Origin of the sequence: Enterobacter cloacae complex sp. FDA-CDC-AR_0164 (assembly GCF_003071645.1) — a bacterium.
Classification (GTDB): Bacteria; Pseudomonadota; Gammaproteobacteria; order Enterobacterales; family Enterobacteriaceae; genus Enterobacter; species Enterobacter ludwigii.
In genome coordinates, this window is record NZ_CP028950.1 from 882,792 (window position 1) to 897,983 (window position 15,192).

Sequence of the window (15,192 nt, forward strand, 5' to 3'; positions counted from 1 at the left end):
AAAAAGCCGGAGATGCGGCCATTTTGTAGTTGCCGTCAACGTCCAGCTTCATTGTACAACGTATTGATTGTTGTAGGTTTTCCGATTATCACAATCGTTTTTGGTGCCGAAGGCCGGACTCGAACCGGCACGTATTTCTACGGTTGATTTTGAATCAACTGCGTCTACCGATTTCGCCACTTCGGCACTGAAGGGGATGCGGAAACGTTGTGGATTATACCTGTCGCGCGTCGCCATGCAAGCGGCGACGCGCTAAACCTACGCTAAGTGCCCAAAAAACCAGCGCCCTGTCATTCTATCTCGGAAACCGCCAGTCGAATCACGCCTGCCGCCTTCTGCTCTGGCAGCGCCAGCACCTTCGCCCACATCTCCTGCACCATGTCGCAGGAGAGCTTCTCTTTGCCCACCGCCTTCTCCGGCATCTGCAGCAACTGGATGTCCTCGCCGTACTTGTCGGCCAGCGTTTTCATAATCGGGCGGACATCCGTCACCGCGGCTTCGCGTTCTTCCGGGGTTACGGTGTGGCGGTTTTTGCCGTAGGCCGCGCGCATCATGTCGGCGTCGGCCTGCATGCGCCGCGTCATCAGGTCTTTATCCAACATGCGCATCGGGTTGATGCCCCCTTTTACCGCCGGGTAGAGGAAGCGGAAACAGGCATCGTCGCTCACCTTCTGGATGGCGGCGGTCTGCTCCATGTTGATCGTCATATAGTTCACCACGTTAGCGTCCGGCGCGTTTTGCAGGCGCGACATCTGCAGATGCAGGATCTGCGGCTGGATGGTGTCGATAATCTTCTGCTCCGGCTCGCCGGCTTTTTGCAGGGCCGCCATCTGGTCAAGAATGCGCTGATGAAGCACAGGCTCCTGCTCTTTAATCACCTGCCAGGCGGGCATTGCGTTGAGGGTGGTATCAAGCTGCTGTTCGGGGGTGTGCTGGCGTTGTTTATCGAAGTAGACCCAGAACGCCACGACGGCGGCCAGGAGAGTCACCACGACTATACGGATCCACGTTTTATTCATCTCGCATCCTTTTCTTTTCGCTATGCCGGTTTACACCGGCACGCCGCTGTGAAAGCGAAACTCATTGTCCGGTGTCGAGATAAGTGTGGCTTCAATTTCGCCAAAAAGCTGTATGCGCGGTGAGATATCGTCGTCGCTCACCTGTTGGGCCAGCGTCAGGTAGTCCTGATAGTGGCGCGCTTCCGAGCGCAGCAGCGAGAGATAGAACTTCTGCAGATCGTCGTCGAGGAACGGGGCCAGCGCGGCGAAACGCTCGCAGGAGCGGGCTTCGATGTAGGCACCGCAGATGAGCTTGTCGATAAGCGTCAGCGGTTCGTGCGTGCGCACCGCTTTCAGCATCCCTTTGGCGTAGCGGCTGGCGGTGATTTTGACGTACGGAATGTCGCGCGCCAGCATCGCCTCGCGCACCTGCCAGAAGTGGTGCAACTCTTCTTTGATCAGCAGCACCATGCTGTCGATAAGCGCCTGGCCCCACGGGTCGTCGGTTTTGGGCATGACGCTTTTGCCAATCTGCTTGTGCAGGGCCACAAAATCCGGCTCCGGGCCTTCGCGGAAGGTGAACGCTTCGTAGGGTTTGAGCCAGTCGAGCAGCGCGTCGGCACCGCTTTCGTCGGCGACGTATTTGCGCACCAGTAGCAGCGCGGTCTGGGCGGCCTTGAGCTCGCACACCATGTGGTCGGTGAGCAGCAGCGGCAGGTTCGCCGGGTCGCGGGCGTGATCAATCCATGCTTTTGGGGTCGGGCACTGGAGGAAGTTAAGAACGGGGGCGAGTATCTGCGGGTAATCCATGGTTCTGCCTTGAAAAAGCGGTGGCATGCGCCACCGCCTGAAACGCTTAGTGACGCACGCCGTCGTCGTCTTCGTCGATGAAATCTTCGTCGTCGCCTTCTTCGCCGTCTTCACCGTTCGGATCTTCGAAGTAGGTTCCCCAGCCGTCGTATTCCACTTCAAACTTCTCGGCCAGGTTCATCAGCTGTTCGACCTGAGCGTCGATCAGTTCTGCTTTCAGCGCGCCTTCGCTCAGAATATCGCAGCAGATGACGGTGTCGCCCTCTTCCACTTCCAGCTCTTCCGGCTCGGTCACTTCGTAACCCAGTTTGAAAGCTTCTACCGCCAGTTTTTCCAGCGCGTCGAAATCGTCAGCAGAGAAATGGTGCTCGATGGTGTACAGCGCGTCCGGATCGCTACCGTCTTCCAGCAGTTCTTCGATAATCAGGCGCGTCTCTTCGCGTTGCTCTTCCAGATGTTCCGGGTTTGCCATGGCTCATTCCTCTTTAAAGTGCGGCAGATACTTCTATTTTCACACACGGACGGGTTTGCCTCCACCTTTGTTGGAAAGATTTGTGAAACGGGGTTGCAAATGAATAATTAGACATATAAAGTGAATTTTAATTCAATAAGTGGCGTTTGCCATGTGAGGATAAAATGTCTGATCTGTACAAGAAACACTTTCTGAAATTGCTCGATTTTACCCCTGCACAGCTCAATTCCCTGCTGACCCTTGCCGCTCAGCTTAAAGCCGATAAAAAAAAGGGTAAGGAAGTACAAAAGCTTACTGGCAAAAACATCGCGCTCATCTTCGAAAAAGACTCAACCCGTACACGATGCTCTTTCGAAGTTGCCGCATTTGACCAGGGCGCGCGCGTCACGTATTTAGGGCCGAGCGGCAGCCAGATTGGGCATAAAGAATCAATTAAGGACACCGCGCGGGTACTCGGGCGGATGTACGATGGCATTCAGTATCGCGGTCACGGCCAGGACGTGGTCGAAACGCTGGCGCAGCATGCGGGCGTGCCGGTGTGGAATGGGCTGACCAACGAGTTCCACCCAACGCAATTGCTGGCGGACCTGCTGACCATGCAGGAGCACCTGCCGGGCAAAGCGTTTAACGAGATGACGCTGGTTTATGCGGGTGATGCGCGTAACAACATGGGTAACTCAATGCTGGAAGCGGCAGCGTTAACCGGGCTGGATCTGCGTCTCGTGGCACCGAAAGCCTGCTGGCCGGAAGAGCGCCTGGTGGCGGAGTGCAGCGCGCTGGCGGAGAAGAATGGCGGGAAGATCACCCTGACGGAAGAGGTAGCGGCCGGCGTGAAAGGGGCGGACTTCATCTATACCGATGTGTGGGTGTCGATGGGCGAGGCCAAAGAGAAGTGGGCCGAGCGGATTGCCCTGCTGCGCGGGTATCAGGTGAACGCGCAGATGATGGCGCTGACCGGTAACCCGGACGTGAAGTTCCTGCACTGTCTGCCAGCGTTCCATGACGACCAGACCACGCTGGGTAAGCAGATGGCGAAAGAGTTCGATCTGCACGTCGGAATGGAAGTGACGGACGAGGTGTTTGAATCGGCGGCGAGCATTGTGTTTGACCAGGCAGAAAACCGGATGCATACCATTAAGGCGGTGATGGTGGCGACGCTTGGGGAGTGATCCTCTGCGGTCTTGTGCCCTCACCCCGGCCCTCTTCCACCGGGAGAGGGCGTAAGCCGGCGCCACTTCATTGATTTTTCCGCCTGAAAAAGGTACGTTTTCGCCTTAATTCCTGCGTGGACATACCAGCATTATGCCGATTATTCAGTCTGTTGAACGTGCGTTGCAGATCCTCGACCTGTTTAACGAGCAGGCCACCGAGCTTAAGATCACCGACATCAGCAAACTGATGGGGCTGAGCAAAAGTACCCTCCACTCGCTGCTGAAAACCCTGCAGCTTCACGGCTATATCGATCAGAACCCGGAAAACGGTAAATATCGCCTCGGCATGAAGCTGGTGGAGCGCGGCCATTTTGTGGTGGGCTCAATCGATATACGTCAGAAGGCCAAAGGCTGGCTGACGGAGCTGTCGCAGCGTACCGGGCAGACCACCCATCTGGGGATCCTGGACGGCCGTGAAGGCGTTTATATCGAGAAGATTGAAGGCAAGCTGGCGGCTATCGCCTATTCACGCATTGGTCGTCGGCTGCCGGTTCACGCCACCGCCATCGGCAAGGTGTTGATTGCCTGGCTTGGCGAGGCCGAGCTGAACGCCCTGCTTGAGGGCTATCAGTACACCACCTATACCCCTTCCACCCTTGCCTCCCGCGACGCGTTGCTGGAGGCCCTCGCACAGACTCGCGTGCAGGGTTACGCCTTCGACCGCGAAGAGAACGAGCAGGGCGTGCGCTGCGTGGCGGTACCGGTGTGGAACCATGAATCCCGCGTGATTGCCGCCCTGAGTCTGTCGACGCTGACGTCGCGGGTGGATGACGCCGAACTGGCCAGCTTCCGCGAGCAGCTTCAGCAGGCCGGGCTCCAGCTCTCACGCGCGCTGGGTTACCCGGCCTGAGCCGCTATTTCGCGGCCGGTTCGTAGGTGAAGTAATCAAAGTCAGCGTGGCAGCCGTCACCGCTGATGTCTTCGCAGTGCAGGCCGACAAACGCGCCGGTAAAGAAGCCGCGCCCACCGATGTAGTCATCCGACAGTTTCCACGCTTCATACGTCACCGGCACGGTGTGCCACGTGTCACCGTCAAACGAGTAGCTGTAGCGGTAAACCAGGGTGTCGACGTCAACCCGTAACCAGATGCTCTCTGCGCTGTCCGGTACCGGGATCGGCTGTTCATGCAGCGGCCACGACGGCACGTTGTGGTCAAGCTGGATCACTTTGATCGTTCTGCCCTGCCCCTCCTCGTAGTCCACAAAGCAGTAGCTCCAGTTTTTACTGTTGTAGTAGCAGGTCAGCCCGGCGCTCTGCTGGAAGTGAACCGGCGAGAACTGCATGCGCGTCTCTGCCCGGAAGGCGAAGTGCTGCCAGCGGCGTGCCACGGTCGACTGGGTAAAGGTCGAGTTAAGCGAGTCGTTGCCGTAAAGCCGCAAATACCCCGGGCGCACGCTGAGCGAGCCGAGGGTGTCGTCGAACGGAATGCGCAGGGTCTGCAGCTCCGGGTCAAGCGTGCTGCCGTCGAAATCCTCCCGCCAGCGGTCCCGGGAGGCGGCGGGCTGCTCCGCTATCTGCGGGCCGGGGACGGTCAGCTGCGCGTGTTTGCCGCCTTCAACGTACGGCCAGCCGTCGCGCCATTCGATGCGCGCAATGCCGGTCTCGCGTCCCAGCGGGCAGTAGCCGCGCCCGCCCGAGGCCAGCAGCGGTATACCCGGCAGGCGCAGCGGTCGGCTGGTGAGGTAGGCCATATACCACTCCCCGGTGTGGGTCTGCAGCAGCGAGCCGTGGCCGCTCTTCTGCAGCGGGTTCTCCGGCAGATGCCAGCTGGTCATCATCGTCACGTCCGGATGCAACTCGTACGGCCCGTCGAGCGTTTTTGAGCGCAGCACCACCACCGCGTGTTCATAGCTGGTGCCGCCTTCGGCGACCATCAGGTAGTACCAGCCCTCTTTACGATAAAGGTGCGCCCCTTCGGTGTAGCAGAGCGGCGTGCCGGTAAACAGGGTTTTGCGCTCGGGCGAAAGGGTGCTGGTCTGCGGGTCAAACTCCTGCATCACGATGGTGTTATGCGGGTTGCTGTGATGGCGCGGCCCCCACGGCCGGTAGAGGTAGTATTTGCGGCCATCGTCGTCATGGAACAGCGACGGGTCAAACCCTCCTTTGCCCATCGGGATCGGTTCGCTCCACGGCCCCTCGATGGAGGGCGCAGTGACGAGGAAGTTACGGCCATTTTTCCACGGCGAATCGACAATTTTCACGTCGGTGTACAGCAGCCAGAATTGGCCATCGGCGTAGCTCAGGCACGGTGCCCAGATGCCGCCGGAGTCCGGGTTGCCCTTCATGTCCAGCATCGACACCCTGTCCAGCGGCGTGCTGACCAGCGACCAGTTCTTCATGTCGCGGGAGTGGTAGATGCGCACGCCCGGAAACCATTCAAACGTCGAGGTGGCGATGTAGTAATCCTCCCCCTGACGGCACAGGGACGGGTCCGGGTTAAAGCCGGTGAGGATCGGGTTTGTTATCGTTGTCATGTTGCCTCCTGTTAATGGGATGCGGCTGTCGCAGCGTCGGGCACGGCGTCACCCTGCGTTGCACGGTGCTTAATCAGCTGCTGGCTGATGGCCGCCACGCGGGCGTCGGTGAGTTTGTAGAACGACAGCATGATGAACATGCCCACGTAGAGCACCACCGGCACCACGCAGAACAGAATTTTAATGGTGGTCAGCACTTCGACCGGCTGCACGCTGCTGCTGGCGGAGTAGTTCACATACGCCAGGATCCAGCCCACCACCGCGCCGCCAATCGCCAGACCGATCTTCAGGCTGAACAGGTAGGTGGAGAACACCAGCCCGTCGAGGCGGCGTCCGCTGCGACTCTCCTCGTAATCCACCACGTCAGAGGCCATCAGCCACTGCAGGGGCGTGGTGGTGTTAAAGACGAACAGGAACAGAATGTTAAGGGCGAAAATCAGGGCGATATGTTCGGCCGGGATGAAGAAAATCAGCAGGCTGATCAGGGAGTAGGCCACGATTATCCACTTGAAGGCGGTCACCCGGTCAAAGCGCCCCAGCAGGCGGGATGAGCAGAGCGAACCAAACATGGTGGCGAGGCTGCCGTAAAGCAGAAACTGCGTCGCCATCTCCGGGTGATCCATGACGTATTTCACGAAGTAGAGCGTCGCCCCGCCGCGGACCACGTTGGAGCAGGTCGCCATCATTTTGAACGCACACATAATGCGCCACTGGGTATTGCCGAAAAGAAGCTTGAGGTCTTTCGACACCGACGACCCCGGCTGCACCTCAAAGGTGTAGCGCTCTTTGGTGGTGAAGAAGCAGACGTAGAGCAGCACCACGCCACTCAACCCCAGCACGCACATGGCGCCGAAATAGCCGACCTGCTCATCGCCTTTACCTATGATGCTCACCAGCGGCAGGGCAATGCCACTGATGGCCAGCGATCCCGCCGCCGCGAGGAAAAAGCGCCAGGACTGCAGCGCGTGGCGCTCTTTCGGGTCAGCGGTGATGACGCCCGGCATGGCGCAGTAAGGGACGTTAACGAAGGTGTAAACCAGGGTCAGCAGAATGTAGGTTATGCAGGCGTAGATGATTTTACCCTGCGCGGAGAAGTCCGGCGTGTAGAAGGTCAGCACGCAGACAATCCCAAACGGGATCGCGCCCCACAGCAGGAACGGGCGGAACTGGCCGTGACGCGTGCGGGTGCGGTCAACCAGCAGCCCCATCAGCGGATCGGTGACGGCATCCAGCACGCGGGAAACTAAAAACAGCGTCCCCATAATGCCCGCCGACAGGCCAAACACGTCGGTATAGAAATAGGCCAGCAGGAACATGGTGGCCTGCCAGACAAAGCCGCAGGCGGTGTCACCCAGCCCGTAGCCAATTTTATCTTTCATGGTTAATTGCATCATTACCCCCAACGGCAGTACGTGGAACAGTGCAAACGCCAGGGTCCTGATTCAGGCAAATAAATGCCCGGTGCATCATCAGGAATACACCCTTATTTCGTGTGCTGAATTCACAACATCGTGTTAATAGAGTGTAATTAAGTGTTCAATTAACCGACAATGGTCATATCTTATTTCTGAATTATGATATTTTGCTTTTGTGACGCCACTCGACATCCTGATATCATTTAAAGACTTTGTTTTTCATGCAATTACATTATTTTCGAAATAATAAAAAACAGACATGCAAAAGCCGTCCACGGAATATTTTCCGTAGACGACAAGAGCCAGAAATATAATTAAAGGCCGAGCGCTTTTTTACCGGCGTTAATTACCTCGATGATTTTATCGGTGTCATAGATACACCCTTTCCAGGTGCCGCCGCTCACCGACTGCAGAGCCGCCCACAGGCGGGTATCGTCCGGCAAAAATGCATGGGCGTGCAGGTCAGGATGCACCGGACGCGACGCCAGCACGCGCGCCCCCTCTTCCGGCGTCAGCGGCTGTTCCGCCGTGCCGATAAAGTTAACGCTGCCCGTTAAGGACAGGCGGTCGACGCTGATCTCAATGATATCGTTGTCGCGCAGCTTGCCGATGGGGCCACCTGCCAGCGCTTCCGGCGACACATGGCCGAAGCACGCCCCGGTTGATACCCCCGAGAAGCGCGCATCGGTGATCAGCGAGACCGTCTTGCCCCACGAGATATGTTTCAGTGCGGAGGTCAGCTGGTAGGTCTCTTCCATGCCGGTGCCGGACGGGCCTCCGCCAATCACCACCATAATATCGCCCTGCTGGATCGCTTCCTGCTTAATGGCCTTGATGGCCTGCGCTTCAGAGACAAACACCCGCACCCGGCCGGTATGGCGGTAAACGCCATCGTCATCCACAACAGACGGGTCGATGGCCGTGGCTTTGATCACCGACCCTTCGGGCGCGATATTGCCGGTCGGGAAGCAGACCGTCGAGGTCAGGCCTTTCGCATGGGCGCGCTCAGGCGGCAGGATCACGTCATCCGGATCGACGCCATCCTGCTCGCGCAGGCACTGACGAAAACGCGCCCGACGCGCTGAGTTTTCCCACCAGTCGAGGTTCTCCCCGACCGTCTGGCCGGTAACGGTCATGGCATCTTCATGCAGCAGCCCCAGCTTGCGCAGATGGAGCATCACCTCCGGCACGCCGCCCGCCAGGAAAGCACGCACCGTCGGGTGGTAGTCCGGGCCGTTTGGCAGCACGCTCACCAGACGCGGAACCTTACGGTTGATGCGTGTCCAGTGCGCCACATCCGGAATGGTGCAGCCCGCCGCATGGGCAATCGCCGGGATGTGCAGCAGCAGGTTGGTGGAGCCGCCAAACGCCGCGTGAAGCACCATGGCGTTTTCAATGGCTTTGTCGGTCAGGATATCGCGGGTCGTGATCCCCCGGTTATCCAGCTCGCTCACCGCCCGCGCAGACTGACGGGCAATCTCCAGCCACACGGCCTGCCCGGACGGGGCGAGCGCGGAGTGCGGCAGCGCCAGACCCAGCGCTTCGGCCACCACCTGTGACGTTCCCGCGGTGCCGAGAAACTGACAGCCGCCGCCGGGTGATGCACAGGCGCGGCACCCCAGCTCGGCAGCCTCCTGCAGCGACAGCTCATGGTTAGCGAAACGCGCACCAATGGTCTGCACTTTTCCGGCATCTTCCCCCACGGTCGGCGGCAGCGTCGCCCCACCCGGCACCAGAATGGTCGGCAGATCATGCATGGAGGCCAGCGCAATCATGGTCGCGGGCAGCCCTTTATCGCAGGTTGCCACACCGATCACCGCGCGCCGCGTCGGCAGGGAGCGGATCAGACGACGAAACACGATCGCCGCGTCATTACGGTACGGCAGGGAGTCGAACATGCCGTGGGTGCCCTGAGAGCGTCCGTCGCACGGATCGCTGACGAAGGCCGCGAACGGGATCCCACCATGACGGGTGATCTCCTTCGCCGCCGCCTGCATCTGCATGCCAATCTCCCAGTGCCCGGTGTGGTAGCCCAGCGCAACAGGTCGCCCGTCCCCGGCGCGAATGCCGCCCTGCGTACCGATAATCAGCACCTCTTTGCCGGTCAGCTTGTTGGCGTCCCAGCCCATACCGGCGTTTTGCGTCATGCCAAACAGGTTACCGCTGGGGGATTCCATCAGCATTTGCGGGGTCAGCGGCAGTGCCCCCTGCGGCCCGGCCGCATGGGTGATGACGGCATAAAACGCATCGTCCTGTGGGGTAAAAATTTTCTCAATGGTCATCGTCGTCTTCCGGCTCAGCAGAGCTTGAGCTGTTGCAACAGGGTTTTCAGCTGCGCCTTACGCGGTTCATCCAGTGGCGACGCGGGCGGCAGCACGTACGTGGAGATCGGGCGGCCGCACAGCACAATCGCCTCTTTAATGACGTTCACAAACGGCGTATCGAGCTGATACATCTGCGGTATTTGCAGCAGGATCTGGTGGTATTCGGCCGCCTTCGCCACCTCCTGGTCACGCCAGGCCTTCAGCAGATTCACCGACACCTGCGGAGCAAAGTTACCGCTGGCCGAGATCGCGCCATCGCCCCCCAGCAGCAGGGTATTAAACAGATGATCGTCATAGCCGCACAGCACCGTGAAGTGCGGATGGGCAGATTTGACGGTGTGGATCATGCTGCGCAGATGGGCGACGGAATCGATCGTGTCTTTGATGCCGACAATATTGCTCCGCGAGTCGGCCAGGGTTTTGACCAGCGCCGGAGTCAGATCCTGCCCGGTCAGCGCCGGGAAGTTATACAGCATTACCGGCAGCGTGACGCTGTCTGCCACCTGTTCGAAATAGCGGATCAGATTCGCTTCTGACACTTTCCAGTAGTACGGGTTGATCACCACGATCCCGTCGGCGCCGGCCTGCTGTGCATGCTGGCTCAGTTCAAGGGTTTCCCGGGCGTTGGTGCCACCGGTGCCAATCAGCACCGGCACCCGGCGATCGACATGATCGACAGCAAACCGGGCAATGGTTTTACGCTCTTCGGCGCTTAGCTGGGAGAACTCGCCGCCGCTGCCCAAAAAGAACAGGCCATCGACGCCTGCGGCGATCAGGTCGTCGATCAACGCGGCGGTGCCGTGTTTATCAAGCTGTCCATCGGCGGTAAAGATGGTGGAGACAGGGGGAATGATTCCCGTGAACAACGCGGTCTGCGGCATGAGATCTCCTTGCTGAATTATTTTGTTCTACATTATAGAACAGCGTTCATTAATTTAACGATCATACTATGACGCAGAAAAAGCGCAGGTAAATGGGAGGCGATGAGGGAGTGCGGAAAATATAAGCTGGATCACATAATGACGGGCTGCGGCCTGATGCTTTCACCCTCTCCCACCGGAAGAGGGAATGTTTCACCCTTCGCTTACGCTAACAGGGCTTACCCCACCAGCATTTTCACCACCACTTTACGCACCTTCGCAGGCGCGCCCACCGCGCACAGCGGCTTGTGCACTTCACCCGGATAGAACACCACAAAATCACCTTCACTTAACACCACTGTTTTCTCCTGCCCGCCCTCGGGCAAAAACGCGATGTCTTTATCCGCCAGCCAGTCGGTGTCCGGCGTACCGTGCGGCAGGGTACTGAAGGTCATCCCCTCCTGGCCTTTCATGATTATCTGAATATCCAGATAGCGGGCGTGATACTCAGCGCGGCGCTCGGCAAACGGCTGGGTCATATCTTCAGACACCAGATAAAACAGGCTGTTGCCGTCGATGTCGTGTTTGCCGCAGGGGGTAGCATCGGTAACGTGCGCCTTGACGTACTCGATAGCCTGACGCAGTTCTTCAGGTAGCCAGGACTGCAGATGATGGATGTTGCCAGCGATCATAAATAAACCCTCAATATAAAACAGCGTTTCATTTTAATCTTTTATACGAGAATTCAGACTGTCCTACCACCGCTTTTTCGATGAGTTTTGCGCGAGCGCATGTTTATCGGGAAATGTGTTACTCCACTGTTAATCGCTCACAGGCATTTATGCAGTCTTTATGCATAACCTCAGCCCTCCGCTTTCAGGCCGTGATGCTAACTTACTGATCGTATACGCTTCATAGCAAAACTCTCTGTGACTTCACACTTTATCATTTTGGTAATTTGCTATTAAATCCCATAATTATTTATTGATTTTTCTTAAGTCAAAAATAGTTAATGGGTAATAGTGCATAGTCATTCTGCGTGCCGTTTAATTATATTAAAAATCAATAGCATAACTAAATATGTCAAAACATTAAATTCTACAAAATAATAACAACTCCAAATAATGCCAACGGATCCTGCTTAGCTATTCACCCGCAAATATAATCAAATTAATCATTATCTGATACGAATCATGCAAATGAAAACAAACTCCTTAATAGCCATTTTCACGTGAGCGACGTCACAATATTCATTATTTAAGCGCCTACTATAAATCTCGAAATCAATTGAGCTTAGCCGCCATGTAAATAAAGACATCACATGGCGCATGCCCTTTTTATTCTGAAAAACAGTTAAAGGAATAATTATGGAAAAGCATTACGTCGGTTCTGAAATTGGTCAATTGCGTAGCGTTATGCTGCACCGCCCAAATTTAAGTCTGAAACGTTTAACGCCATCGAACTGCCAGGAGCTGCTATTCGATGATGTGCTCTCGGTTGAGCGGGCGGGTGAAGAGCATGACATCTTCGCTAACACCCTGCGCGAACAGGGTGTGGAAGTCCTGCTGTTGACCGATCTTCTCACGCAAACGCTTGATATTGCGGAGGCCAAAACCTGGCTGCTGGAGACGCAAATCTCTGACTATCGCCTCGGGCCAACCTTTGCCGGCGACGTGCGCGGCTGGCTGGCAGATATGCCACACCGTGAACTGGCACGCAGATTAAGCGGCGGATTAACCTACGGTGAAATTCCGGCGGCCTTTAAAAATATGGTGGTGGATACCCATACGGCAAATGATTTTATTATGAAGCCACTGCCTAACCATTTATTTACCCGCGATACCTCGTGCTGGATTTATAACGGCGTGTCAATTAACCCGATGGCCAAAGCGGCCCGCCAGCGTGAAACCAATAATCTCCGGGCCATATATCGCTGGCACCCTGCGTTTGCCGATGGCGATTTTATTAAGTATTTCGGCGATGAAAACATTAATTACGACCACGCCACGTTAGAGGGCGGCGACGTATTAGTCATTGGCCGCGGCGCAGTGTTAATCGGCATGTCTGAACGTACTACGCCGCAGGGGGTTGAGTTCCTCGCCAATAGCCTGTTCAAACACCGCCAGGCCGAGCGCGTCATCGCTGTGGAACTGCCAAAACACCGCTCCTGTATGCACCTCGATACCGTCATGACCCACATCGACGTGGACACCTTCTCCGTCTACCCGGAAGTGGTGCGCAAAGACGCTCAGTGCTGGACGCTCACCCCGGACGGCCGCGGTGGCCTGCTGCGCACCCAGGAAACGGATCTGCTGCACGCCATTGAAAAAGCGCTCGGCATTAATCAGGTACGCCTGATCACCACCGGCGGCGACGCCTTTGAAGCCGAACGCGAACAGTGGAATGACGCGAATAACGTGCTGACCATCCGCCCGGGCGTGGTGATTGGCTACGAGCGTAACGTCTGGACCAACGAGAAATATGACAAAGCGGGTATCACCGTGCTGCCTATCCCGGGTGACGAACTGGGACGCGGCCGCGGCGGCGCGCGCTGCATGAGCTGCCCACTGGAACGCGACGGAATTTAAAGGAGCCATCATGGAACGAAAACCCACTCTGGTTGTGGCGCTTGGCGGTAACGCATTGCTGAAACGCGGCGAGCCGCTGGAAGCGGAGATCCAGCGCCAGAACATCGAGCTAGCGGCCCGCACCATCGCCGGGCTGACGGAACAGTGGCGCGTGGTACTGGTTCACGGCAACGGGCCGCAGGTTGGGCTGCTGGCGCTGCAAAACAGCGCGTACGACAAAGTCACCCCCTACCCGCTGGACATCCTCGGCGCCGAAAGCCAGGGAATGATCGGCTACATGCTCCAGCAGGCGCTGAAAAACAACCTACCCCAGCGTGAGGTGAGCGTCCTGCTCACCCAGGTGGAAGTGGACGCCGCCGATCCGGCGTTTACCAACCCGACCAAATACATCGGCCCGGTCTACAGCGAAGCCCAGGCAAAAACGCTGCAGGCGGAGAAAGGCTGGGTGTTCAAGGCCGACGGCAGCTATTTCCGCCGGGTGGTTCCCTCTCCACAGCCGAAACGCATCGTTGAGAGCGACGCCATCACGGCACTGATACAGCGCGATCACCTGGTGATCTGCAACGGCGGCGGCGGCGTGCCGGTGGTGGAAAACGCCAATGGGTATCACGGCATTGAAGCGGTGATCGACAAAGACCTCTCTGCCGCCCTGCTGGCGCGCCAGATTGAAGCCGATGCCCTGCTGATCCTGACCGATGCCGACGCGGTGTACCTCGACTGGGGCAAACCAACCCAGCGTCCGCTGGCACAGGTCACGCCGGAACTGCTCATGGGCATGCAGTTTGACGCCGGTTCGATGGGGCCAAAAGTGGCCGCCTGCCGCGAGTTTGTCGAGGCCTGCAACGGCATCGCCGGGATCGGCGCGCTGGCCGACGGGGCAGACATTCTGGCGGGCGAGAAAGGCACGTTGATTCGCCACTGAACCGTATTTTCCCCTCACCTTCCCTCTCTCCCTGTGGGCGAGGGTCGGGGTGAGGGCACCAGACAACACCATTTTAAAAGGGACGACCCAATGACCATCAATCTGAAAAACCGTAATTTCCTCAAACTGCTGGACTACACCCCGGCAGAAATCCAGTACCTGATCGACCTGGCCATCGAACTCAAAGCCGCCAAAAAAGCCGGACGTGAAAAACAAACCCTGGTCGGGAAAAACATCGCCCTGATTTTTGAAAAAACGTCCACGCGCACCCGCTGCGCCTTTGAAGTCGGTGCCTTTGACCAGGGCGCACAGGTGACCTACCTCGGCCCAAGCGGCTCGCAGATTGGCCACAAGGAGTCGATGAAAGACACCGCCCGCGTGCTGGGGCGGATGTACGACGGCATCGAGTATCGCGGCTACGGCCAGGCCATCGTGGAAGAGCTGGGCGAGTATGCGGGCGTGCCGGTGTGGAACGGCCTGACCAACGAGTTTCACCCCACGCAGATCCTCGCCGACCTGATGACCATGCTGGAGCATGCCCCAGGCAAAACCCTGCCGGACCTGAGCTTTGCCTACCTTGGCGACGCGCGGAATAACATGGGCAACTCCCTGATGGTCGGTGCCGCCAAAATGGGGATGGATATCCGCCTCGTCGCACCGAAATCGTTCTGGCCGGAAGCCGGGCTGGTTGAGCAATGCCGCGCCATCGCCAAAGAGACCGGCGCACGCATCACGCTCACCGACGACGTGGAGGAAGGCGTACACGGTGCCGATTTCCTCTACACCGACGTGTGGGTCTCGATGGGCGAGCCGAAAGAGGCCTGGGCCGAGCGCGTCAGCCTGATGAAGCCTTACCAGATTAACGCCCAGGTGATGAAAGCCACCGGCAACCCGAACGTCAAGTTCATGCACTGCCTGCCGGCGTTCCACAACGAACACACCAAAGTCGGCCGTGAAATCGAGATGGCCTACGGTCTGAAAGGGCTGGAGGTGACGGAAGAGGTCTTCGAATCACCGAACTCAATCGTCTTTGACGAAGCAGAGAACCGCATGCACACCATTAAAGCGGTCATGGTGGCGACACTCGGCGACTAATCACCGCCCGGCGCGCCACGGGG

General features: G+C 57.8%; 14 protein-coding genes and 1 tRNA gene. 6 read left to right on the top strand and 9 right to left on the bottom strand.

Annotation, left to right across the window (positions count from 1 at the left end):
- Positions 1 to 101: 101 nt before the first annotated feature.
- The 4 genes from AM410_RS04335 to rraB form a co-directional block, all read right to left on the bottom strand.
- A tRNA-Leu gene (locus AM410_RS04335) sits at positions 102 to 186 on the bottom strand.
- A gap of 104 nt (positions 187 to 290) precedes the next feature.
- On the bottom strand, positions 291 to 1,019 hold the full coding sequence (locus AM410_RS04340) for a topoisomerase II (RefSeq protein WP_108647557.1): 729 nt from the start codon (positions 1,017 to 1,019) through the stop codon (positions 291 to 293).
- 30 nt (positions 1,020 to 1,049) lie between these two features.
- Positions 1,050 to 1,808 (bottom strand): tRNA isopentenyl-2-thiomethyl-A-37 hydroxylase MiaE, encoded by a 759-nt coding sequence (gene miaE, locus AM410_RS04345; RefSeq protein ID WP_108647559.1) that lies wholly within the window; start codon positions 1,806 to 1,808, stop codon positions 1,050 to 1,052.
- A gap of 46 nt (positions 1,809 to 1,854) precedes the next feature.
- Entirely contained in the window at positions 1,855 to 2,280 is a 426-nt protein-coding gene (gene rraB / locus AM410_RS04350; RefSeq protein ID WP_014168417.1) for a ribonuclease E inhibitor RraB, read from the bottom strand.
- A 120-nt stretch (positions 2,281 to 2,400) separates the two neighbouring features.
- On the opposite strand from rraB, the gene argL reads away from it, so the two are divergent.
- From argL to xynR, 3 genes are all read left to right on the top strand, one after another.
- Complete coding sequence (gene argL, locus AM410_RS24015; protein WP_223399268.1) at positions 2,401 to 2,475, top strand: putative translational regulatory protein ArgL; 75 nt, start codon at positions 2,401 to 2,403, stop codon at positions 2,473 to 2,475.
- Positions 2,445 to 3,449: an ornithine carbamoyltransferase gene (argF, locus tag AM410_RS04355; protein WP_108647561.1), complete on the top strand. Its 1,005-nt coding sequence runs from the start codon at positions 2,445 to 2,447 to the stop codon at positions 3,447 to 3,449. Before argL ends, argF (AM410_RS04355) begins: the two co-directional genes overlap by 31 nt.
- Positions 3,450 to 3,582: 133 nt before the next feature.
- Complete coding sequence (gene xynR / locus AM410_RS04360) at positions 3,583 to 4,341, top strand: DNA-binding transcriptional repressor XynR (RefSeq protein ID WP_068795274.1); 759 nt, start codon at positions 3,583 to 3,585, stop codon at positions 4,339 to 4,341.
- Between the two features lie 4 nt (positions 4,342 to 4,345).
- On the opposite strand, the gene AM410_RS04365 is transcribed toward xynR, so the two are convergent.
- From AM410_RS04365 to AM410_RS04385, 5 genes are all read right to left on the bottom strand, one after another.
- Positions 4,346 to 5,965, bottom strand: a complete 1,620-nt coding sequence (locus AM410_RS04365) for a glycoside hydrolase family 43 protein (protein WP_108647563.1) — start codon at positions 5,963 to 5,965, stop codon at positions 4,346 to 4,348.
- 11 nt (positions 5,966 to 5,976) lie between these two features.
- Entirely contained in the window at positions 5,977 to 7,359 is a 1,383-nt protein-coding gene (locus tag AM410_RS04370) for an MFS transporter (RefSeq protein ID WP_072126504.1), read from the bottom strand.
- Between the two features lie 335 nt (positions 7,360 to 7,694).
- The gene (gene yagF / locus AM410_RS04375) at positions 7,695 to 9,662 is read right to left on the bottom strand and encodes a xylonate dehydratase YagF (protein ID WP_108647565.1); all 1,968 of its coding nucleotides are present in this window, start codon (positions 9,660 to 9,662) and stop codon (positions 7,695 to 7,697) included.
- 14 nt (positions 9,663 to 9,676) lie between these two features.
- Positions 9,677 to 10,585: a 2-keto-3-deoxygluconate aldolase gene (gene yagE / locus AM410_RS04380; RefSeq protein WP_108647567.1), complete on the bottom strand. Its 909-nt coding sequence runs from the start codon at positions 10,583 to 10,585 to the stop codon at positions 9,677 to 9,679.
- Positions 10,586 to 10,803: 218 nt separating this feature from the next.
- Entirely contained in the window at positions 10,804 to 11,256 is a 453-nt protein-coding gene (locus AM410_RS04385) for a YhcH/YjgK/YiaL family protein (protein ID WP_014168409.1), read from the bottom strand.
- A gap of 675 nt (positions 11,257 to 11,931) precedes the next feature.
- On the opposite strand from AM410_RS04385, the gene arcA reads away from it, so the two are divergent.
- The 3 genes from arcA to argF (AM410_RS04400) all read left to right on the top strand — a co-directional run bounded on the left by arcA (position 11,932) and on the right by argF (AM410_RS04400) (position 15,169).
- On the top strand, positions 11,932 to 13,152 hold the full coding sequence (gene arcA / locus AM410_RS04390) for an arginine deiminase (RefSeq protein WP_020885388.1): 1,221 nt from the start codon (positions 11,932 to 11,934) through the stop codon (positions 13,150 to 13,152).
- Between the two features lie 10 nt (positions 13,153 to 13,162).
- The gene (arcC, locus tag AM410_RS04395) at positions 13,163 to 14,074 is read left to right on the top strand and encodes a carbamate kinase (RefSeq protein WP_108647569.1); all 912 of its coding nucleotides are present in this window, start codon (positions 13,163 to 13,165) and stop codon (positions 14,072 to 14,074) included.
- Positions 14,075 to 14,164: 90 nt separating this feature from the next.
- Complete coding sequence (gene argF, locus AM410_RS04400) at positions 14,165 to 15,169, top strand: ornithine carbamoyltransferase (protein ID WP_108647571.1); 1,005 nt, start codon at positions 14,165 to 14,167, stop codon at positions 15,167 to 15,169.
- Positions 15,170 to 15,192: the final 23 nt, after the last annotated feature.